Origin of the sequence: Metabacillus sp. KUDC1714, assembly GCF_014217835.1 — a bacterium.
GTDB classification, from domain to species: Bacteria; Bacillota; Bacilli; order Bacillales; family Bacillaceae; genus Metabacillus; species Metabacillus rhizosphaerae.
The window spans coordinates 4,123,148-4,143,065 of record NZ_CP055263.1 but is presented as its reverse complement, the minus strand read 5'-3'; the positions used below and the strand labels follow the sequence as shown (position 1 = coordinate 4,143,065).

Below are 19,918 nucleotides of genomic sequence, written 5' to 3'. Positions count from 1 at the left end.
AGTAGCAGTCCTTTTCTATGCATTATTCTTCATAGCAATTAATACTTGCTTATCTAGTTTAGCAGCAGCTTTCTCATCATATGTTTTTTCATAAAGTGGTTCTGAAGATATTTTAGAACCGTAAAACATAACATCGCGAACTTCTGAAATTGTTAATTCAATTAATGCTAGTTTAAGCGGAACACCTTCAAGCCTTTCCTCTTTTATATGCGCATTTCCATTTATCGAATATGTAGATTCGTTTGCAATCATATTCAAAACAATTGCAGGATGTTGTTTGATATTTTCAACAATTCTTGAGCGTTGATCAATTGCGAAGAAAATTCGATCTCTATCGGGTGCATATACCCAAGAAATCGCACTTACATTTGGAGAATTTGTTTCATGGTCTATTGTTGCAATTGTCACGAAACGTTCTTTCTGTAGACCATTAAATAATGGTTCAATCAATTCTGTTTCAACCTTATTTGCCATTGGAATCCCTCCCTTTCCGCTTTATACTAATATCATACCCTTTTTTCTAAATTGTTCCAACTATAAGTCATTCTTGATGTGTGTTTTTCATGGAAATATGAAAGGTTACCAACTAACTTATTATTTTTATCCACTTTTGTCTTCTTAACGTATAATGTCCAAATAGGAGAAAACGCTTATATGTTCTACAAATTAGTCGGCGATTGAAAACGTCATATTTGTTTTTGTATAATACGTGATATACTAGTAAGAAAGAGCGCTATTATTAAGCTGCTACAATAATTGTTTGAGGTGAATAATGAGAGTAAAATGTGTTATTTGTGATAAGGTTGAGACGATTGAAGATGAAACGTTAATTGCGAAACGTCTAAGAAACCGTCCGATTCATACATATATGTGTAAACCATGTAATGAGAGAATTGAAGAAAAAACAAATGCTCGAATTGCTACAGGAAAATTCAGATTATATCAGGACAAAAAGTCTGAAGATTCTTGGTGAGCAAATCCATATGGAGAGGATTCTTAACTGGGGTGATTAGCGGAACTGTTTTAGGTTTGTTCTTAAAATTTATTCAATTTATTACAGAATTAAAAGTCTATACACTTTTGTTAAACATAGATTTTTTGTATAACAAACACTTACCAGAAACGCTAGAGTTCTCACTCCATTTAATTGTTTCCATTTTTATAAGCGTAGTATATTTTTACTTTTGCGAAAAGTTGAACCTTCATCTCAGGCAACAATTCGTTCTATCGTTTGTTTTTACAACCCCAACAGTTCTATTATATTTTCCACTTTCGATTTTTTCCATAAAAGAAACTCCAGCCTTAAGTAATGGACTAGCCATTTTATGGTGGATAATAGGTCATTTTCTATATGCACTACTTCTCCCACTAATGTTTAATCAAATAAAACAAAGGTTCTGACATTTGAATCAGAACCTTTGTTTTATTTAACCTCTTCTGCTTCTTGTTTCTTTGATTGATAGAGTCTTATCTTATAAATGATTAATATAAGCGAAGCAACAACCAATCCTTCTGCCACCGGTAAAAATATCCCTAAAAAGGTTAGAACTGTACAACCCAAAGCTAAAAACAAATAAATAACAGCTGATTTTAAAATAGGTAGTTTTTTCGCAAATCCCAGCTTAAAAACAAGGATGGATAAAAGGAGAATGGTTATATAAAGCATCCACATTCCTACCTTTGGGTATTCGACAACACGATATAAGCTTGGAAAAAACGAAAGCCTTTCTGTTACATCCAATTTTTCTCCTCCTAGCACAGTACCTTTCCTCAATACATGATTTTAGAATGTATAGAAAGAGGCTGAATCAAAGTGAATCAGCCCTCTTTTTTATTTTATAAAAATAATTTCTTAAGCTTAAATCCCTGCTAATTTTTTCTTTTTCGCTGATTTTTCACGCTCGTTTTTGTCAAGAATTTTCTTTCTAAGTCTGATTGATTCTGGTGTTAATTCACAATACTCATCTTCATTCAAGTATTCAAGCGCTTCTTCTAAAGACATGATACGTGGTTTTTTCATCGTGTTCGTTTGATCTTTGTTAGCTGAACGAATATTTGTTTGTTGTTTCATTTTGCAAATATTTACAACTAGATCATTTTCACGAGTATGTTCTCCAACAATCATACCTTCATAAACATCCACACCAGCTTCAATGAAGATAATACCGCGATCTTCGACTCCTTGAATACCATAAGTTGTGGATTTACCATTTTCCATGGAAACAAGTACACCTTGACGACGTCCTCCAACCTGACCCTTCTGCATTGGTTGGTAGCTATCAAAAGTATGATTAATAATACCAAAACCACGAGTTAAAGACATAAATTCTGTTGAATAACCTATTAATCCACGAGCAGGTACATTAAAGATTAATCTTACTTGACCGTTACCATTGTTGATCATATCGATCATTTCACCTTTACGGGCACCGATTGATTCCATTACTCCGCCAGTATGTTCTTCAGGTACATCGATTTGTACACGTTCAACCGGCTCACATTTTACACCATCAATTTCTTTTACGATAACCTCTGGTTTAGAAACTTGAAGTTCAAAACCTTCACGGCGCATATTTTCAATTAAGATTGAAAGATGAAGCTCTCCACGTCCAGAAACGATCCAAGCATCTGGAGAAGCAGTTGGGTCAACACGTAAGCTTACATCTGTTTGTAATTGAGACAATAAGCGTTCTTCTATTTTACGAGAAGTAACAAATTTACCTTCACGTCCTGCGAATGGACTGTTATTTACAGCAAAAGTCATTTGTAATGTTGGTTCATCAATACGAAGAATTGGTAAAGCTTCTTGATGTTCCACAGGACAAACCGTTTCACCAACGTTAATATCTTCCATTCCAGATACAGCGACTAGGTCCCCAGCTTCTGCTTGTTCAATTTCAACACGTCTTAAGCCTTGGAAGCCAAATAGTTTTGTTACACGGAAGTTCTTAATAGAACCATCGATTTTCATTAAGGATACTTGCTGGCCAACTTGCATTGTTCCACGGAATACACGTCCGATACCAATTCGTCCAACATAATCATTATAATCAAGTAACGCTACTTGGAATTGTAGTGGTTCCTCTCTATTATCGACTGGTGCTGGAATATGTTCAACAATCGAATCAAATATAGCGACCATGTTTTCCTCTTGATCTGCTGGATCTGGGCTTGTACTTGCAGTTCCATTTATTGCAGAAGCAAATACAACTGGGAAATCCAACTGATCTTCATTTGCATCAAGCTCAATAAATAAATCTAACACTTCATCAACTACTTCTGATGGACGTGCAAAATCACGGTCGATTTTATTTACCACTACAATTGGAGTTAAATTTTGCTCTAACGCTTTCTTTAAAACAAAACGCGTTTGTGGCATACAGCCTTCATAAGCATCTACAACAAGTAGAACTCCATCTACCATTTTCATGATACGTTCTACCTCTCCACCAAAGTCAGCATGGCCTGGTGTATCCATGATGTTAATACGAGTGTCTTTATAATTAATTGCTGTGTTTTTAGCTAAAATAGTAATCCCGCGTTCGCGCTCTAAATCATTTGAGTCCATTGCACGTTCTGCGACATTTTCGTTTGTACGGAATGTTCCTGATTGGTGCAAAAGTTGATCAACCAATGTTGTTTTACCATGGTCTACGTGGGCAATAATAGCTATGTTGCGAATATCGTTTCGTAATTTCACTCTTTCATCTCCTAAAAATGTATATTCAAATAGGCTCTACTAAAAGGTTTTCCATACTTTAAATAAGTAATACAGTATGACTTTTCGCAGTATTCTAATTGTTATCATTATAATTTCAAAATTACCTTCGATATTATACCATAAACAATGTAGAAAAGTGTTAAGATTTTAGTTAAACTAAAGGAAGTATAATAAAATATTTTTCTTTTCGGTTGGGAGAGGTCGGTTTTATGAGACTTGGTAAGTGGATTTTTGTCGTATTAGCTTTCTTAGCTGCAGCTTGTATGATAGGAATAGGAATTGCTGTAGGAGAGCGGAGTATACCTGGAATTCTACTAGCGATCATTGGATTAAATGCCGTTATGGCATCAGGCTTTATCATGAAAAAAAGAATGCGCGAAAAAGGACTTTTATAAGTCATCAACCATTAATAATATAGAAAGCGAAGGCTTATGCTTTGTATTAATAGCTAAAGCCTTCGTTTTTCTTATATTAAAATTCCATTTGAAAAAGAAAAGCAAAAATTATAAAGGCTTAACTGCTATCATAAACTCTTTTGATGAGTATTCATCGAACTCGACCTTAAATTGTTCAAATCCACACTTCCCCAAAAATTGAATCCATGTACCCTGTTGAATTGGACAACCAACGAATAACGCTTTATGTCCTTTTCGACTTAGTTCACTTCCAATTTCAGTTACGATACTTTTCCCAAAGCCTTTCATCCGTAATTGTGGATGAACAAGAATAGTTCCAATCCAAGGTTTCTCATTTGCTGGAGACCATTCCATTAAATAGGTCACGCCTACCTGTTTGTCACCTGATTTCCAAATTCTCCATTCACCATTGAACATTTTGTACGACAATAAATATGAATGCAAATCTTCTACTTTACATTCCTCACTTTGCCATTCGTTGCTTTCAAAAATGATTTCTTTAAAAAACTCATAATCATCTTTTTCTAAAGCACTTGAAGAGAGTGAAATCACTAGATTAAGTATTCCGTTAATATTAAGTTGTGAAGACTTTTTTCACCGACGAAGAAAGAATTCTTTGTAAGTAAATCAAGCTTCTCACCCGTAATCGTTGACATACTCCCTCCTACCTCTTCAATTAATACCAAGCCAGCTGCAAAGTCCCATGGAGCGAGTCTCATTGTCATATATGCGTCAAGACGACCTGAGGCAACATAGGCACACTCTAGGGCTGCAGAACCATATGAACGTGTCCCACGTACCTTTTTTACAATTTTGGTCATTAGATTATGATCAATCCGTGGATTTTCTAATAACCATGTAGCATTAACACTTACGATCGCTTCTTCTATCTTTACTTTGTCAAGCATCGGTAACGGGAGGTCATTCATAAATGCTCCTTCCCCTTTAAACGCATGATACAATTCATTATGTACAACATCATAAATCAACCCTATATATCCTATACCATCCCCGTATATACCTACTGAAATGGCAAAATTTCTTTGCTGGTGAACAAAGTTCATTGTTCCATCAATTGGATCAATAATCCACAATACTCCATCTAATGATGTTACTTCATCACCATAGCCTTCTTCCCCTAATATTCGATGTTCTGGGTAGGTTTCTTGAATTTTACCAATTAAAAATTGTTCAATTTCCTTATCCATATTCGTCACTAAATCGTTAGGATTAGACTTATATTGAATAGAAAGTGTGGAATCAAAGGAATTACGAATTTTTTCCCCTGCTTCTTTTACCCACTGTTTTGCCTTTTGATCAATGTCCTTCCAATTCGTCATAAAGTAACCTCATTTCTATGTAAAAAATTCACTCGTGCTATGTTAAGGATACTGTATTGAATTAAAGGAAAGCAAGTAAGATCAATCAATTATTGTTGCGCAGATAAAAACGAACCCAACGAGGTTCGTTTGTAGATTTCCTCATCTCCCGCTATGCTTGGAGCTTCATCCACTCTTTTCGTAATTTTTCTAACTTTAGCTTACATTCTGTTTTTTTCTTTGAATCTTTATTTTGCATAGCTTCATAAAGGGTGGCTAATTCGTAATCCAATTCAAGCCTTAACACCCCAATACGATTGTTAATGATTTTTTGTCCACTTGTTTTCACAATTTGTTTCATCTTTCTACCGCCCCTTTCTTCTCTTTTTCATTAAACAAGGTAACCATGAAACGATTTCAAAGATTCATTTAAGGTATTTAATAGTTTTTTTATATAATATGTGAGTCTAAAAAAAGTTGGAACTATCCGAATGAAATTGTGTATTTACCTAGTTTCTTGGCCAACTACAGCGATATACTTGCCAGAGTTTTGTTAAAGGATTACGCTATTCTAATACCACCTACACTTTATACCGAAACGTGTTATTCGTATTTCGAAAGCATATCATTGTGCTAACATGTGCTTATCCGTATATAATATAAGCTCAACATTTGAAATAGGAAATGTAGGAATAATAGGAGGATTTAGATCAATGAATTTTGATGGGTTTACTAGTAAAGATTTTGAAACATTTACTATAGATGGTTTAGAGGACCGAATGGACGCAATTCGGGAGCGTATACAGCCTAAATTTCAAATAATTGGCCAAACATTAACTGATGATTTATCATCTGTCTTACAAAATGAAATGTTTTTACATATTGCTAAGCATGCAAGAAGAACGATAAATCCACCAAAAGATACATGGTTAGCGATCGCTGCAAATAAACGCGGCTACAAACAACACCCCCATTTTCAAGTTGGTTTATTTGATGACCATCTCTTTATCTGGCTTGCCTTTATTTACGAATTACCTAATAAAGAAAACATAGCGTTAAATTTCTTAAACAATATGGATATTATTAAAAATTCAGTTCCAGATGATTTCTGTGTGTCATTAGATCATACAAAAAAAGATTCTATCCCATTCTATGTTATTGACTTAAAAAGTTCTCTAGAGCGGTTCAGAGACGTTAAGAAAGCTGAGTTTCTTATCGGTCGTCACATAAATGTGGAAAACCCAATATTGAATGACGGTGATAAGTTACTTAAAGTTATTCTTGAAACCTTTCAAACACTAATCCCTTTGTATAAACTGTCATTAGAATTAAAAAATGTCCAGTCTCTATGAGCCTGGACATTTTTTATTGATAACATTAGCTACATCTTTACAATATGTAGTTCTTCAGATGTCTTTGCTTTTTTTATAACTCGATAGGTTGAATATCCACTTACCTCTTCAAATTCATTACCAATCGATTTTTCTTCAGCTTTACTCGGAACAATCTCTTTAAACCTACGATATGCATTCATTAATTGTATACGATCAATCCCTTTTTCATATGCTTTCTCTATACACTCAAAAAAATTAATCACGTCAACAGTTTCTTCTGTACTCCAGTCCAAGGAGATCGGATATTGATAATCCATGATGTTACATTCCTCACTCTCTTTTTTAGAAGCAGCAGTCTACATAGTAACTACTTATTTCCATTCTCTACGAATAGCTTCAGCTTCTATGATCATTTTTGCTATTAGGTCATTTACAGATGGTACGTCTGAGATAAGTCCTATTACTTGACCCGCCCATGCAAAACCTTCATCTATTTTACCATCATAAATATATCTTTTGTTAGCAACACCACTAATATAATTCTTAAGATCCTCATATCCACCTGAATCTTTTTCTATTTCAAGAATTTGATCTGTCCATTTATTCGCAATCGCCCTTGCTGGAGCACCTATTGATTTTTTGATGACGACCGTATCATTTTCATCACATTCTACTAGTGCTTGCTTATAGACTTGGTGTGCATGTACACATTCCTTGGTTGCGATAAATCGTGTACCCATTTCGATTCCTTCAGCACCAAGACTTAGTGCTGCCATTAAACCTCGTCCATCACCAATACCACCAGATGCTATGACAGGTATAGATACAGCATCTACAACTTGAGGAATTAACACCAACGTCCCGACATCGCTTCTTCCTAAGTGACCCCCACCTTCCTGACCGACAACCATTACAGCATCTGCACCTAGCTCTTCAGCCTTTATAGCTTGCCGCTTTGCAGCAACTAAGACAAGTTTCATTACATCCACACCTTTTAACATATCAAAAATTGGTGCAGGATTGCCACCCGTCATTGAGATGACTGGAACCTTTTCTTCAATGGCCACCTCAACAAGCTCTTCATACCCCCGTCCATGTTGACCTATTGCAAAGTTTACACCGAATGGCTTAGAGGTTTTTTCTCGGAGTTTTTTTATTTCTGCTTTTAATGCATCTGGCGCTCCTAATGACATTGCCGTAATTTGACCTAAACCTCCTGCATTTGAGACAGCAGCTGCTAATTCAGAATATGCTAAATAAGCCAGACCTCCTTGTACAATTGGATATTGGATATTTAAAATATCAGTTACTCTTGATTTCCAATCCATCTCATAAGCCCCCTCTCCTCTAATACACTTTTCTATTCTAGACCAATAAAGAAAATCCTTCATGAATGAATGTTTAGGGGTTGCGAAGACTAACTAAAGCATTTGCAAATACAGCAAAGTTAAGCATTATTTTTATTGACTGTCATTATTGATAAAGGTATAATTCATTTGTTTTTATAAATATACAGATTTCGACATGATTCGTCTGACGGTAAAATTGATTATTTCAAAACACTAAAATAAGGCAACGGCATTATATATATTTGCGAGAGATTAACCTTTACTCAATGCTTTATCCCGTTTCCTTTTCTTCATATTTTCTCTGAAGACAGCATGTAGGATATATCAATTATTAATGAAAAAAGAAGGTGGAAAAACGTTGTCACAAAAAGAAACACCGTTGTTCACAGGTTTAATTGAACATGCAAAAAAAAATCCAATTCAATTTCATATTCCTGGTCATAAGAAAGGTGCGGGAATTGATCCTGAATTTAGAAGCTTTATCGGCGATAATGCTTTATCAATTGATTTAATTAATATTGGGCCATTAGATGACCTTCATGCCCCAAAAGGGATGATCAAGAAAGCTCAAGAGCTTGCTGCAGAGGCATTTGGAGCGGATTATACATTTTTTTCTGTACAAGGGACAAGTGGAGCGATCATGACAATGGTTATGGCTGTTTGCGGACCAGGAGATAAAATTATTGTACCTCGCAATGTTCATAAATCAGTTATGACTGCGATTGTTTTTTCAGGAGCAATACCAATTTTCATACATCCTGAAATTGATAAGAACTTAGGTATCTCACATGGAATTACAAATGATGCGGTAGAAAAGGCTCTTGAACAGCATCCCGATGCTAAAGGTGTACTTGTTATTAATCCTACTTATTTCGGAATTTCTGCTGATCTAAAAGAAATTGTTGAAATCGCTCATTCCTACAATGTTCCAGTTTTGGTAGATGAAGCACATGGGGTCCATATTCATTTCCATGAGGAATTGCCTTTAAGCGCAATGCAGGCTGGTGCAGATATGGCTGCGACAAGTGTCCATAAGCTTGGCGGATCGATGACACAAAGTTCTGTGTTAAATGTTAGAGGTTCTTTAGTGTCACCTCAGCGGGTACAATCGATATTAAGTATGATGACAACTACATCTACTTCTTATTTATTATTAGCATCACTTGACGTAGCTAGGAAGCGTTTAGCTACAGAGGGACGTGAATTAATCGATAAGACAATTGAGTTAGCTAATTATACGCGTGATAAAATTAATGCAATCGAAAATATTTATTGTATTGGCAAAGAAATTTTAGGAACAAAAGCAACCTTTGATTATGACCCTACAAAATTAATTATTCCAGTTTATGAACTAGGTTTAACGGGATATGACGTCGAAAAATGGCTTCGTGAAAAATACCAAATCGAAGTGGAATTATCTGACTTATATAATATTTTATGTATTATTACACCTGGCGATACGAAGAATGATGTAGATACCCTTATTAAAGCCCTCCAGGAGCTCTCTAGTGAGTTCCAATTAAAAAAGGATGATCAAGACGTTAAGGCTCGTATTTTACTGCCTGATATACCTGTATTAGCTCTAACACCAAGGGATGCATTTTACGCTGAGACTGAAATCGTCCCTTTTAACGAATCTGCAGGTAGAATCATCGCTGAATTTATAATGGTATACCCACCAGGAATCCCAATCTTTATTCCTGGTGAGATTGTAACTGATGATAATTTAGCATATGTTACGAAAAATCTTGAAGTAGGGTTACCAGTACAAGGACCTGAAGATCCAACTTTAAATACAATTCGCGTGATTAAAGAACACCGTGCAATTCGATAAATTTGTTACTGTGAAGTTCACTGGGCGCTAAAACTGGATGTTAAAGTGTTATCCACCGTACAAAAATTTTATAATTTGTAACAAAAATAAAGCACGCAACATAATTGTTGCGTGCTTTATTCCCCCTTAAAAACTTTATATATAACCCCTTATTTGACCTCGACAACATTTATTTTCTGATCTTCTTTGCAGCAATTATGATGATTACATTTACCATATAATGTTGTCACTTTTTCTACCTCAATATGACCGATAGTAGAGTTGCAGTTTTGACAAATGATTGTTCCCATCTCCATACCCCTTTTCAATCATGATTTTATCACTCTCAAAGTCTTATAATCTTTGAAAGCGTTTAACCTTTGTTATTATTATAATAATATGTCACAATCGATCCGTCAAGTGTTAATTTGTATAACACATTTATTATTTCCAGTGGAATATGCATCCTTTATCAGAAATTTCATTACATACCTTAGGAATAAAAGTACATTAAATACCAAACGCTTACACTTCTTAGTACATATTTAGAGCGAGTTTACAACTCCAAATACACCATTAAACAATTCACTTTATAGAAGCGGGATCAACCATTTTATATCCTTTTTCTTTTAACCTATTAACAATCCCTTCAAGGGCCGCATTTGTCCATTCTCTGTCGTGCATAAGAAGGTTTGCTCCATTTGTTAATAGCGAAGTATTCACCATTATCTCAACCAAGGCATCTTTATTCATATATTCCTTTTCCCAGTCATACCCATAAGTCCAGTTCATTAAGAGCATACCTTCTTTCGCTACTAACTTTTTACTATAGTCTGTATTGCTGCCGAATGGAGCACGAAAAAACCTTGGTTTTTCTCCAATAATTTTCTCAATTTGGGAGTTCAACTCCATAATTTCTGTATATTGCTGCTCTTCGGTTAAATCCTTCAAATTACGATGTGTCATTGTATGATTACCAATTTGAAAACCAAGATCATAGATTTCTTTTAACATTTTCTTTTTTTCATCCGTTTGAATAAAATGTCCATTTACAAAAAAAATCGCTTTAACATTTAATTTTTTTAAAGTTTTTGCCATTTCTAATGAATATTTATCAGGTGCATCATCGATAGTAAGTAAAACAACTCGTTCCTCAGTATCCTCATTTATTGGATTGACTGTCCAATTTACATCATTTAGTTCGTATAATGTTTCCAACTCGACAGGTTTTGCCACATCTATTACTTTCCCATCAACGGACTTTGCTGTATCCTCCATTTTGTCAGTAACATCTTCTAGCTTTATTTCATTTTCAGAATCTTTGTTAACCTTTTCAATAGCACATCCTGAAAGAAGGAGTAAAACTGAAAGTAGTAAAGTTACTAGATTTCGTTTCTTTAGCATACCTTTCCCCCATATTATTTAATTGATTAAGAATAGATTAAGTCTAATTGAATCACTATATACCTATGTGATGGTACACTCAAAAAACGTAAATTTTTCATAAGTATTAAAGGAGGAGTGTTATACATTTATGAAGAAGTTGACCCCTGTATTTATTATATCAGTAATTGTAACCTCACTATTTATCATTTGGGGATTAATTCCTAAGAGGTTTTTACCTAATGGAAACATTAGTGACGTTACAACAGCAATACAAGCTTTTATTATAGAAAAGTTCGGTTGGTTCTATCTTTTAACCGCAACTTTTTTCCTCATTTTTGCCATCAGCTTAATTTTTTCAAAATATGGTAATGTTAAATTAGGAAAGGACACTGATGAACCAGAGTTCTCATACTTATCATGGTTTGCTATGCTATTCAGTGCAGGTATGGGAATCGGGCTTGTGTTTTGGGGTGTTTCTGAGCCTATCTTTCATTATAGCGCGCCACCCACTGGTAATGGCTTTACAGATCAATCGGGACGCGATGCACTTAGATATTCCTTCTTTCACTGGGGATTACATCCTTGGGCAATCTACTCAACAATTGCTTTAGCTCTAGCCTATTTTACATTTAGAAAAGAGCAAAACGGAGTAGTTAGTAATATTTTACGGCCAATTTTAGGTGACAAAGTTGATGGTAAAACAGGTATTTTAATTAATTTCATTGCTGTTTTTGCTACTGTTTTCGGGGTTGCGACATCACTTGGCTTTGGAGCTGCTCAAATTGCTGGTGGTATTTCCTATCTTATAGAAGGAATCGAAAATAATTTTATAACACAATTAATTATTATCTTAATTGTGACTGTATTATTTATGCTTTCAGCACAAACTGGACTTGATAAAGGAATTAGATACTTAAGCAATCTTAACGTGATATTAGCTATTTCCTTAATGTTATTTTTACTTTTCGCAGGTCCTACAAATTTTATTATGGATCTTTTTACAACATCATTAGGAAGCTATCTACAAAACCTTCCTTCAATGAGTTTTAAAATGACACCCTTTCAAAGGGATAATACATGGGTTCAAGACTGGACAATCTTTTACTGGGCTTGGTGGATTTCGTGGGCACCCTTTGTTGGCACATTTATTGCACGTATCTCAAGAGGACGTACTATCCGTGAGTTTATAATCGGAGTGTTAGCTGTTCCCACTGTCTTTGGAGCACTTTGGTTCTCGGTGTTTGGAGGCTCTGCAATTTATTTAGATTATTTACAAAATTTACCCATTACTGAAATCGTGAACGAACAAGGGCAAGAGGTTGCATTGTTTGCAGTCCTTGACCATTTTCCACTAGGAACTTTAATGTCGATTATTGCTATCTTCTTAATTAGCTGCTTTTTCATTACTTCTGCAGATTCTGCAACATTTGTTCTTGGCATGCAGACAACAAATGGAATGCTAAATCCACCGAAAAAAATTACATTTATTTGGGGTATAATCCAATCTGCGTCAGCAGCCATTCTGTTAGCAGCTGGTGGTCTTGAAGCACTCCAAACAACAGCTGTAATTGCTGCTCTACCGTTTGCGGTCATAATGATATTAATGGTTTTTTCATTGATAAAATCATTACAAGAGGAAAAGAAGCTTACAAAATAATTACCTGAGTACCTATATGGTACTCTTTTTTTTAAGTCTTTTCTAAGAAATTGTTGCATTTAAAACAAAAACTACTTCAGGTTGATTGGAACAGATTGCGTGATACCTGCTTAGACCATCAGGGACAGGCGAGACTCATGCAAGCGTTTACGCCAAGGAGGCTCACCACCACCCGCGCCCGCGGAAAACGAGCAACTTCGATGCAGCAATCAACCACACCACATTACTTGGTAAAAAGCACAAAGTTTGGCGAGTTAGCCTTTAATTAAGATCCAAAACACTAATATACAAAAACAAAGTTGAATAGTTGTTGCCCTAACATAAAAAAGATAAGGCTTACAATAGAAATAAACATTGCTCCCTTTCTTGTTTTAAGCAGAGTAAAAGCAACCAAATAGGCCAAATAGAAAAAAACTAAAAGCAATATTGCTTTTGCAATCATACTATCCTTCTTTGAAAGCCATCCAACAACACTATAACCACTCCACAGAATAAGATGATAACAATAAACGGTTAATTTCATACCACCTTCTCCCCCTCAGCTATACCTATATAAATCTTATGCGATAAAAATAGAAATCTTCCATCTATTAAGTGTCTTTCAGCAATTAGAAATGTTGAGTGTAGCCAATTACCTACAAGAGTTCAGCAATGTACCTCGCTTCTTTGCTAGTAAATGTAGGATAAAGGATTTATTTTTCAATTATGTAACAAATAGATGACAATAGGAAGAATCTTCAATAATTATGATAAAATAGGTGTAATTTAACATAGATTATACTTTAATAGCTATTAAGTTCCTTTATATACATACGAAATTAGACCTATTCGATACTAAATAAAAGAGGTGGGCAAAGATGACAAAATCAATACTCATTGCCTTCATCATTCCAGTTATTATTCTTTCTTCATGTGAAAATGTTCTTTTTTCACAAGGTACTACCGATGAAGAATTAACAAAAGATAAGCAGCTGTTATTTTTTTCTGATGATGATAATATTGATCGTGAAGCAGTCTACTATGATGCATTACTTGATATAAAAAAGGAGTTCCCTGAAGAAATTGAAAATATGAAAGTTTTTTCTGAACATAGCGATAGTAAACAGTATGAGGTAGAGGTAGACATTTACCCATCGCTTTTAGTTATTGATAAAGATGGAGTTGTTGTTCACATCGAAGGAGCTGTTTTAACAAAGGAAGAAATTATGGAACCAATTGCTAACGCACTTTCACCCTGACATTTCGACCATGCCTTCGTTTCCCCATATAGAATCACCCCTTTTCTTGCCACGAAAAGGGGTTTCATTTTTCTCCAAAAAAAGAGGTGACTCTCAGCTGAGAGTCACCTCTTATAAGTAAAATAACATTACTTCACAATATGAATTGGACTACCAATCGCTACTTCTGCAGCTTCCATTGTGATCTCACCTAATGTTGGGTGAGCATGAATCGTCATTGCAATGTCCTCCGCTGTCATTCCAGCTTCAATCGCTAAACTTAATTCAGAAACCATATCTGAAGCACTTGGTCCAGCAATTTGTGCACCAATAACTAATCCATCCTCTTTACGAGTTACAAGCTTTAAGAAGCCATCCGTGTCATTTAGTGATAATGCACGACCATTTGCAGCAAATGGGAACTTAGCAGCGATTATCTCAATGCCATCTTCTTTAGCTCCTGCTTCTGTATAACCAACAGTTGCAAGCTCTGGCTCAGAGAATACAACAGCTGGAATACCTAAATAATCGATTTCAGCTTTTTCTCCAGCAATTGCCTCTGCAGCAATTTTCCCTTCATAAGAAGCTTTATGTGCTAATTGAGGACCTTCAACAATATCACCGATCGCATAAATGTTTGATATATTTGTGCGGCATTGCTTGTCGATTTTGATGATACCTCTATCGGTCATTTCAACACCAACTTGCTCTAAACCAAGCTCATCTGTGTTTGGACGACGTCCAACAGAAACTAACAAGTAATCAGCTTCAATTGTTTGCTCTTCACCTTTTACTTCAAATGTTACTTTTACGCCTGTTTCACTTTCTTCAACACTTTTTGCTGAAGCTTTAGTGTGAATTTCAACACCTTTTTTCTTAAGACCACGTTTAACCAATGCTGTCATTTGCTTCTCAAATCCTACTAAAATGTCATCAGCTGCTTCAATGAAAGTTACTTCAGTACCGAAATTAGCATAAACAGAACCAAGCTCAATTCCGATTACTCCTCCACCGATTACAACAAGCTTTTTAGGAATTTCTTGAAGATTTAATGCACCAGTCGAATCAATTACACGGTTAGAGTATTTGAATACTGGAATTTCAACTGGACGTGAACCAGTTGCGATAATCGCATTTTTAAACTTATATGTTTGTGAAGATGTTTCATCCATTACTTTTACCGTTTCGTTATCAACAAAATATGCTTCACCATAAACAACGTCAACTTTATTACCTTTAAGTAATCCAGCTACACCGCCAGTTAATTTTTTCACAACACCTTGTTTAAACTCTTGTACTTTTGAGAAATCAACTGTCACGTTTTCAGCTTTGATACCCATATCTTCAGAGTGCTTAGCTGTTTCATAACGGTGACCTGCAGAAATTAATGCTTTAGAAGGAATACAGCCTACGTTTAAGCAAACGCCTCCTAATGTACCTTTTTCAACTACTGTTACCTTTTGTCCTAATTGAGCAGCGCGGATCGCTGCAACGTATCCGCCTGGACCTGCTCCGATGACAAGAGTATCTGTTTCAATTGGGAAATCTCCAACTACCATCGATTACGCCTCCATTAAAATTAATTGTGGATCATTAAGTAAACGCTTGATGTGGTTAAGAGCATTTTGTGCAGTAGCACCATCGATCATTCTGTGGTCAAAGCTTAATGATAAAGCTAGAACCGGAGCTACTACAATCTCTCCATCACGAACTACAGGTTTTTCTGCAATACGTCCAATACCTAAAATTGCAACTTCAGGATGGTTGATTACTGGAGTGAACCACTGACCACCAGCAGATCCAATGTTTGAAATCGTGCAAGATGCACCTTTCATTTCATTTGGAGCAAGCTTACCATCACGCGCTTTAGTAGCAAGTCCATTAATTTCATCCGAAATTTCAAAAACAGACTTACGCTCCGCATTTTTAACAACAGGTACAAGCAGACCTTTTTCAGTGTCGGCAGCAATACCGATATTGTAATAATGCTTTTGAACAACTTCTTCTGTTTTATCATCAAGTGAAGTATTCAGAACAGGATACTTTTTCAGTGCAGAAGTAAGAGCTTTCACTACGTACGGTAAATATGTTAACTTAATACCTTGCTCCGCTGCAACATTTTTAAATTGTTTTCTGTGAGCAACTAGGTTTGTTACATCAATTTCATCCATTAATGTAACGTGTGGTGCTGTATGTTTTGAGTTAACCATTGCTTTTGCAATTGCTTTACGGATTGGACTCATTTTTTCACGAGTTTCTGGTAATTCACCTTCAGGAATCGCAATAGCTGCTGGTTTCGCTTGTTTTTCTTCTTTAGCTGCAGGTGCTTCTTCAGCTGCAGCAGGGGTAGTTGCTACACCTCCGCCTTGAACGAACGTGTCTACATCTTCTTTTAATACACGACCGTTTTTGCCGCTGCCAGATACTTGACGGATATCAATATCTTTATCACGAGCATATTTGCGTACAGATGGCATTGCGATCACACGTTTAGACGGATCTATTTCAACTTCCTCTTTTTTCACGTCTTGACCAGCTTCAGCAGTTGCTTGAACTTGTGCTTCTGTTTTTTCCTCTTTTTTAGGCTCTTCATCACCGTGATCACCTTTAAATTTCAAGTCCTCATAGCCTGGTGCATCGAACGTAATGATTGTTTGTCCAACAGTAGCTACCGTACCTTCATCAACGTTTACCTCAGTAACAGTACCTTTAACAGGTGAGGGAATTTCAACAACCGCTTTATCATTTTGTACTTCTGCTAGAACATCATCTTCTTCAACTTTGTCACCTGGTTTAACAAACCATTTAACAATTTCACCTTCATGGATACCTTCACCGATATCAGGCAGTTTAAATTCGAATGCCAAAACATTCTACCTCCTTATGGAATAAAAAATAATTGGGAAAAACTTAGCTAAGTCGCCTAAATAATTTGGCGATAGTCTAAGGTTTCCTCACGCTATCATCAAGTATCTTATTTCTATGAAAAAATAAAACGCTCGTTTTATTATTAGAAATTAACTACTTTTTTAGCAGTCTCAATAATATCTTTGTAAATTGGTAACCAAACATTCTCAGCTTCAGTAAACGCATAAACAGTGTCAGGTGCTGATACGCGAAGTACTGGTGCTTCTAAGCTTAAAATTGCACGCTCAGTAATTTCAGCTACAACGTTTGCCGCTATCCCCGCTTGTTTTTGTGCCTCTTGGACAACAACTACACGGCCAGTTTTTTCAACTGAGGCAATAATCGTTTCAATATCTAATGGGCTGATTGTACGAAGGTCAACAACTTCTACAGATACCCCTTCTTTTTCTAATTCATCAGCAGCTTTTAGTGATTCATGAACCATTGCACCGTAAGTGATGATTGATAAATCTGTTCCTTCACGTTTTACATCTGCTTTACCAATTTCAATCGTGTACTCTTCTTCAGGTACTTCTTGACGGAATGAGCGGTATAATTTCATATGCTCTAAAAAGACAACTGGATCATTATCACGAATAGCAGAAATTAAAAGTCCTTTTGCATCATAAGGAGTTGAAGGAATAACCACTTTTAACCCTGGTTGTTGTGCGACAAGACCTTCTAAGCTGTCAGCGTGAAGTTCTGGCGTATGTACGAATCCACCAAACGGAGAACGAATTGTTACTGGTGCTGTCCAATGTCCACCAGAACGATAGCGCATACGTGCTAATTGACCACTTAATGAATCCATTACTTCGTAAACGAAACCGAAGAATTGAATCTCCATTACTGGACGGAATCCAGTTAAACTAAAACCAACTGTAAGACCACCAATACCAGACTCTGCAAGAGGAGTATCAAATACGCGATCTTCGCCGAATTCTTTTTGAAGTCCTTCCGTTGCACGGAATACGCCACCGTTTACGCCAACGTCTTCTCCGTATACGAGGACGTTTTCATCATTTTTTAATTCTGTGCGTAATGCATCAGTGATGGCTTGTATCATTGTCATTTGTGCCATGGCTTATTTCGACTCCTTTGCTTTGTAAATTTCATATTGCTCTTTTAAATTATAAGGCATTTCTTCGTACATGATTTCCATCAAGTCCGTAACCTTTTGTTTTGGATATTTATCCGCTTTTTGAATTGCTTCTTTAATATCTTCTTTTGCTTGTTCTATTGTTTTATTTTCTTCCTCTTCGTTCCAGATGCCTTTTGCCTCAAGGTAAAGACGGAAGCGAACTAATGGGTCTTTTGCTTCCCACTCGTTTTCTGTTTCTTTTGTACGATAACGAGTTGGATCATCTCCAGCCATTGTGTGAGGACCATAACGGAATGTTAATGTTTCAATCAATGTTGGACCTTCACCATTAATAGCGCGTTCTCTAGCGTCGCGAACAGCTGCATAAACTGCTAATGGATCCATACCATCAACTTGTACACCTACAATACCTGCTGCAACTGCTTTTTGAGCAATTGTTTGTGCTGCAGATTGTTTTTCAACCGGTGTTGAGATTGCATAGCGGTTATTTTGAACAACGAAAATTGCAGGAGCTTTATATGCACCAGCAAAGTTAATGCCTTCATAGAAGTCACCTTGAGAAGCTCCGCCATCACCTGTATATGTGATTGCAACAGCTTGTTTACCCTTCTTCTTAAGACCAAGAGCAACACCTGCTGTTTGAATGTATTGTGCACCGATAATGATTTGAGGTGATAGGCAATTTACACCTTCAGGCATTTGGTTTCCATGGAAATGTCCACGTGAGAACAAGAATGCTTGGTACAAAGGAAGTCCATGCCAGATAATTTGTGGTACATCACGGTAACCAGGTAAAATCCAATCTTCTTTTTCCAAAGCATATTGAGAAGCAATTTGAGAAGCCTCTTGACCTGCGGTTGGAGCATAGAATCCTAAACGACCTTGACGGTTTAAAGAAATTGAACGTTGGTCCAAAATACGTGTATAAACCATTCGGCGCATAAGTTCTTTTAATTGCTCATCAGTAATGTCTGGCATAGCCGATTCATTAACGACTTTACCTTCTTCATTTAAAATTTGGAATGTTTCGAACTGCTTAGAAATAGCTTCAAACTGTTTCTTACTGTCAACAACAGTGCTTTTTGTTTTTGCAGCCATCTTATAACCTCTTCCTTTCCTTTTTAAGAGTGTTTGTTCGGACACATAATAAGCTCGGTAGACCTTAGGCAACTGATGTATGTACGGGTAGATAATAATCCGCATTGTTTAATCGTCACAAGGACTATTAGCTTTTCATGGCTTGAACTTGTTTAGTTATTAGTAAGAGAATTCCAATATGCACAGCTTTAGGTTACCCTAAAATATGATGAATGACACAATTTTTTTGAATTCAAACCTACTTAACTATTCACCACTCATGAGATTGCCTATAACTTTCTCTATGTATGGTTTAATGAACTTGTTTTGATCATTCTGTATTAGTTTTCTTTAATAGTTAACTAATACAACCTTAGTTAATTCATTAACAAGTTTACACTAATGTTTTCGAGTCCGTCAATTAGTTTGTATAAGGTTTTAAAAAAAGATTCTTCAAAAACATCCCTTTAAATTCTCCTTCTCTTTCAAGCTGTATTATTACAAAAAACAAAACTGTATTAGTGCTTTATAATACAGTTTTACTTTTTGAAAAGTCAGACAATAAACGTTGTTTTTACCTCAAATTTCATTTTTCTAATTTAGTTCCAATTTTCAACACA

At 35.8% G+C, this 19,918-nt stretch carries 21 protein-coding genes; 6 read left to right on the top strand and 15 right to left on the bottom strand.

Annotated features, from left to right (window positions below; all coding sequences use genetic code 11):
- Positions 1–15: 15 nt before the first annotated feature.
- Positions 16–474, bottom strand: a complete 459-nt coding sequence (locus HUW50_RS19025) for a pyridoxamine 5'-phosphate oxidase family protein (protein WP_066330528.1) — start codon at positions 472–474, stop codon at positions 16–18.
- Positions 475–772: 298 nt separating this feature from the next.
- On the opposite strand from HUW50_RS19025, the gene HUW50_RS19020 reads away from it, so the two are divergent.
- A complete protein-coding gene (locus HUW50_RS19020; protein WP_066330531.1) occupies positions 773–973 on the top strand; it encodes a YlaI family protein in 201 nt (66 codons plus the stop codon).
- A gap of 450 nt (positions 974–1,423) precedes the next feature.
- On the opposite strand, the gene HUW50_RS19015 is transcribed toward HUW50_RS19020, so the two are convergent.
- Positions 1,424–1,741, bottom strand: coding sequence for a YlaH-like family protein (locus HUW50_RS19015; protein WP_066330534.1), 318 nt, complete (start codon positions 1,739–1,741; stop codon positions 1,424–1,426).
- A 117-nt stretch (positions 1,742–1,858) separates the two neighbouring features.
- A complete protein-coding gene (gene typA / locus HUW50_RS19010) occupies positions 1,859–3,700 on the bottom strand; it encodes a translational GTPase TypA (RefSeq protein WP_066330540.1) in 1,842 nt (613 codons plus the stop codon).
- Positions 3,701–3,930: 230 nt separating this feature from the next.
- On the opposite strand from typA, the gene HUW50_RS19005 reads away from it, so the two are divergent.
- Entirely contained in the window at positions 3,931–4,116 is a 186-nt protein-coding gene (locus tag HUW50_RS19005) for a YlaF family protein (RefSeq protein WP_066330545.1), read from the top strand.
- A 108-nt stretch (positions 4,117–4,224) separates the two neighbouring features.
- Here HUW50_RS19005 and HUW50_RS19000 read toward each other — a convergent pair whose 3' ends face one another.
- The 3 genes from HUW50_RS19000 to HUW50_RS18990 all read right to left on the bottom strand — a co-directional run bounded on the left by HUW50_RS19000 (position 4,225) and on the right by HUW50_RS18990 (position 5,817).
- Positions 4,225–4,689, bottom strand: coding sequence for a GNAT family N-acetyltransferase (locus tag HUW50_RS19000; protein WP_185653117.1), 465 nt, complete (start codon positions 4,687–4,689; stop codon positions 4,225–4,227).
- Positions 4,689–5,477 carry an inositol monophosphatase family protein gene (locus tag HUW50_RS18995; protein ID WP_066330551.1) on the bottom strand — a complete coding sequence of 263 codons (789 nt, stop codon included), beginning with the start codon at positions 5,475–5,477 and terminating at the stop codon, positions 4,689–4,691. The genes HUW50_RS19000 and HUW50_RS18995 overlap by 1 nt, the downstream gene beginning before the upstream one ends.
- 151 nt (positions 5,478–5,628) lie before the next feature.
- Positions 5,629–5,817 carry a hypothetical protein gene (locus HUW50_RS18990; protein WP_066330558.1) on the bottom strand — a complete coding sequence of 63 codons (189 nt, stop codon included), beginning with the start codon at positions 5,815–5,817 and terminating at the stop codon, positions 5,629–5,631.
- Between the two features lie 352 nt (positions 5,818–6,169).
- On the opposite strand from HUW50_RS18990, the gene HUW50_RS18985 reads away from it, so the two are divergent.
- Positions 6,170–6,808, top strand: coding sequence for a YktB family protein (locus tag HUW50_RS18985; RefSeq protein WP_066330563.1), 639 nt, complete (start codon positions 6,170–6,172; stop codon positions 6,806–6,808).
- Positions 6,809–6,837: 29 nt separating this feature from the next.
- Here HUW50_RS18985 and HUW50_RS18980 read toward each other — a convergent pair whose 3' ends face one another.
- Positions 6,838–7,107, bottom strand: coding sequence for a UPF0223 family protein (locus HUW50_RS18980; RefSeq protein ID WP_066330567.1), 270 nt, complete (start codon positions 7,105–7,107; stop codon positions 6,838–6,840).
- Positions 7,108–7,161: 54 nt separating this feature from the next.
- Positions 7,162–8,118: an NAD(P)H-dependent flavin oxidoreductase gene (locus HUW50_RS18975; RefSeq protein WP_185653116.1), complete on the bottom strand. Its 957-nt coding sequence runs from the start codon at positions 8,116–8,118 to the stop codon at positions 7,162–7,164.
- Between the two features lie 379 nt (positions 8,119–8,497).
- Here HUW50_RS18975 and HUW50_RS18970 point away from each other — a divergent pair, with 379 nt between their 5' ends.
- Positions 8,498–9,973 carry an aminotransferase class I/II-fold pyridoxal phosphate-dependent enzyme gene (locus HUW50_RS18970; protein WP_066331593.1) on the top strand — a complete coding sequence of 492 codons (1,476 nt, stop codon included), beginning with the start codon at positions 8,498–8,500 and terminating at the stop codon, positions 9,971–9,973.
- Between the two features lie 149 nt (positions 9,974–10,122).
- On the opposite strand, the gene HUW50_RS18965 is transcribed toward HUW50_RS18970, so the two are convergent.
- Entirely contained in the window at positions 10,123–10,263 is a 141-nt protein-coding gene (locus HUW50_RS18965) for a GapA-binding peptide SR1P (RefSeq protein WP_083964572.1), read from the bottom strand.
- A 274-nt stretch (positions 10,264–10,537) separates the two neighbouring features.
- Positions 10,538–11,356 (bottom strand): polysaccharide deacetylase family protein, encoded by an 819-nt coding sequence (locus tag HUW50_RS18960; RefSeq protein ID WP_066330575.1) that lies wholly within the window; start codon positions 11,354–11,356, stop codon positions 10,538–10,540.
- 130 nt (positions 11,357–11,486) lie between these two features.
- Here HUW50_RS18960 and HUW50_RS18955 point away from each other — a divergent pair, with 130 nt between their 5' ends.
- Entirely contained in the window at positions 11,487–12,995 is a 1,509-nt protein-coding gene (locus HUW50_RS18955; protein WP_066330578.1) for a glycine betaine uptake BCCT transporter, read from the top strand.
- A gap of 280 nt (positions 12,996–13,275) precedes the next feature.
- On the opposite strand, the gene HUW50_RS18950 is transcribed toward HUW50_RS18955, so the two are convergent.
- Positions 13,276–13,518: a hypothetical protein gene (locus tag HUW50_RS18950; protein WP_066330580.1), complete on the bottom strand. Its 243-nt coding sequence runs from the start codon at positions 13,516–13,518 to the stop codon at positions 13,276–13,278.
- A gap of 334 nt (positions 13,519–13,852) precedes the next feature.
- Here HUW50_RS18950 and HUW50_RS18945 point away from each other — a divergent pair, with 334 nt between their 5' ends.
- Entirely contained in the window at positions 13,853–14,233 is a 381-nt protein-coding gene (locus tag HUW50_RS18945; protein ID WP_083964573.1) for a hypothetical protein, read from the top strand.
- Positions 14,234–14,361: 128 nt separating this feature from the next.
- On the opposite strand, the gene lpdA is transcribed toward HUW50_RS18945, so the two are convergent.
- The 4 genes from lpdA to pdhA form a co-directional block, all read right to left on the bottom strand.
- Positions 14,362–15,771 carry a dihydrolipoyl dehydrogenase gene (lpdA, locus tag HUW50_RS18940; protein WP_066330585.1) on the bottom strand — a complete coding sequence of 470 codons (1,410 nt, stop codon included), beginning with the start codon at positions 15,769–15,771 and terminating at the stop codon, positions 14,362–14,364.
- A 3-nt stretch (positions 15,772–15,774) separates the two neighbouring features.
- Positions 15,775–17,079 (bottom strand): dihydrolipoamide acetyltransferase family protein, encoded by a 1,305-nt coding sequence (locus HUW50_RS18935; RefSeq protein ID WP_066330587.1) that lies wholly within the window; start codon positions 17,077–17,079, stop codon positions 15,775–15,777.
- A 143-nt stretch (positions 17,080–17,222) separates the two neighbouring features.
- On the bottom strand, positions 17,223–18,200 hold the full coding sequence (locus HUW50_RS18930) for an alpha-ketoacid dehydrogenase subunit beta (RefSeq protein WP_066330589.1): 978 nt from the start codon (positions 18,198–18,200) through the stop codon (positions 17,223–17,225).
- A gap of 3 nt (positions 18,201–18,203) precedes the next feature.
- A complete protein-coding gene (gene pdhA / locus HUW50_RS18925) occupies positions 18,204–19,319 on the bottom strand; it encodes a pyruvate dehydrogenase (acetyl-transferring) E1 component subunit alpha (RefSeq protein WP_066330592.1) in 1,116 nt (371 codons plus the stop codon).
- Positions 19,320–19,918 lie beyond the last annotated feature (599 nt).

Excerpts from the sequence above, each read along its gene's own strand:
- HUW50_RS18945 (WP_083964573.1), top strand. The coding sequence starts at position 13,853 with ATGACAAAATCAATACTCATTGCCTTCATCATTCCAGTTATTATTCTT.
- HUW50_RS19005 (WP_066330545.1), top strand. The coding sequence starts at position 3,931 with ATGAGACTTGGTAAGTGGATTTTTGTCGTATTAGCTTTCTTAGCTGCA.
- HUW50_RS18980 (WP_066330567.1), bottom strand. The coding sequence starts at position 7,107 with ATGGATTATCAATATCCGATCTCCTTGGACTGGAGTACAGAAGAAACT.
- HUW50_RS18965 (WP_083964572.1), bottom strand. The coding sequence starts at position 10,263 with ATGGGAACAATCATTTGTCAAAACTGCAACTCTACTATCGGTCATATT.
- HUW50_RS18930 (WP_066330589.1), bottom strand. The coding sequence starts at position 18,200 with ATGGCACAAATGACAATGATACAAGCCATCACTGATGCATTACGCACA.
- HUW50_RS18985 (WP_066330563.1), top strand. The coding sequence starts at position 6,170 with ATGAATTTTGATGGGTTTACTAGTAAAGATTTTGAAACATTTACTATA.
- HUW50_RS19025 (WP_066330528.1), bottom strand. The coding sequence starts at position 474 with ATGGCAAATAAGGTTGAAACAGAATTGATTGAACCATTATTTAATGGT.
- HUW50_RS18995 (WP_066330551.1), bottom strand. The coding sequence starts at position 5,477 with ATGACGAATTGGAAGGACATTGATCAAAAGGCAAAACAGTGGGTAAAA.
- HUW50_RS19020 (WP_066330531.1), top strand. The coding sequence starts at position 773 with ATGAGAGTAAAATGTGTTATTTGTGATAAGGTTGAGACGATTGAAGAT.
- HUW50_RS18960 (WP_066330575.1), bottom strand. The coding sequence starts at position 11,356 with ATGCTAAAGAAACGAAATCTAGTAACTTTACTACTTTCAGTTTTACTC.
- HUW50_RS18955 (WP_066330578.1), top strand. The coding sequence starts at position 11,487 with ATGAAGAAGTTGACCCCTGTATTTATTATATCAGTAATTGTAACCTCA.
- HUW50_RS18975 (WP_185653116.1), bottom strand. The coding sequence starts at position 8,118 with ATGGATTGGAAATCAAGAGTAACTGATATTTTAAATATCCAATATCCA.
- HUW50_RS18950 (WP_066330580.1), bottom strand. The coding sequence starts at position 13,518 with ATGAAATTAACCGTTTATTGTTATCATCTTATTCTGTGGAGTGGTTAT.
- HUW50_RS18990 (WP_066330558.1), bottom strand. The coding sequence starts at position 5,817 with ATGAAACAAATTGTGAAAACAAGTGGACAAAAAATCATTAACAATCGT.
- lpdA (WP_066330585.1), bottom strand. The coding sequence starts at position 15,771 with ATGGTAGTTGGAGATTTCCCAATTGAAACAGATACTCTTGTCATCGGA.
- pdhA (WP_066330592.1), bottom strand. The coding sequence starts at position 19,319 with ATGGCTGCAAAAACAAAAAGCACTGTTGTTGACAGTAAGAAACAGTTT.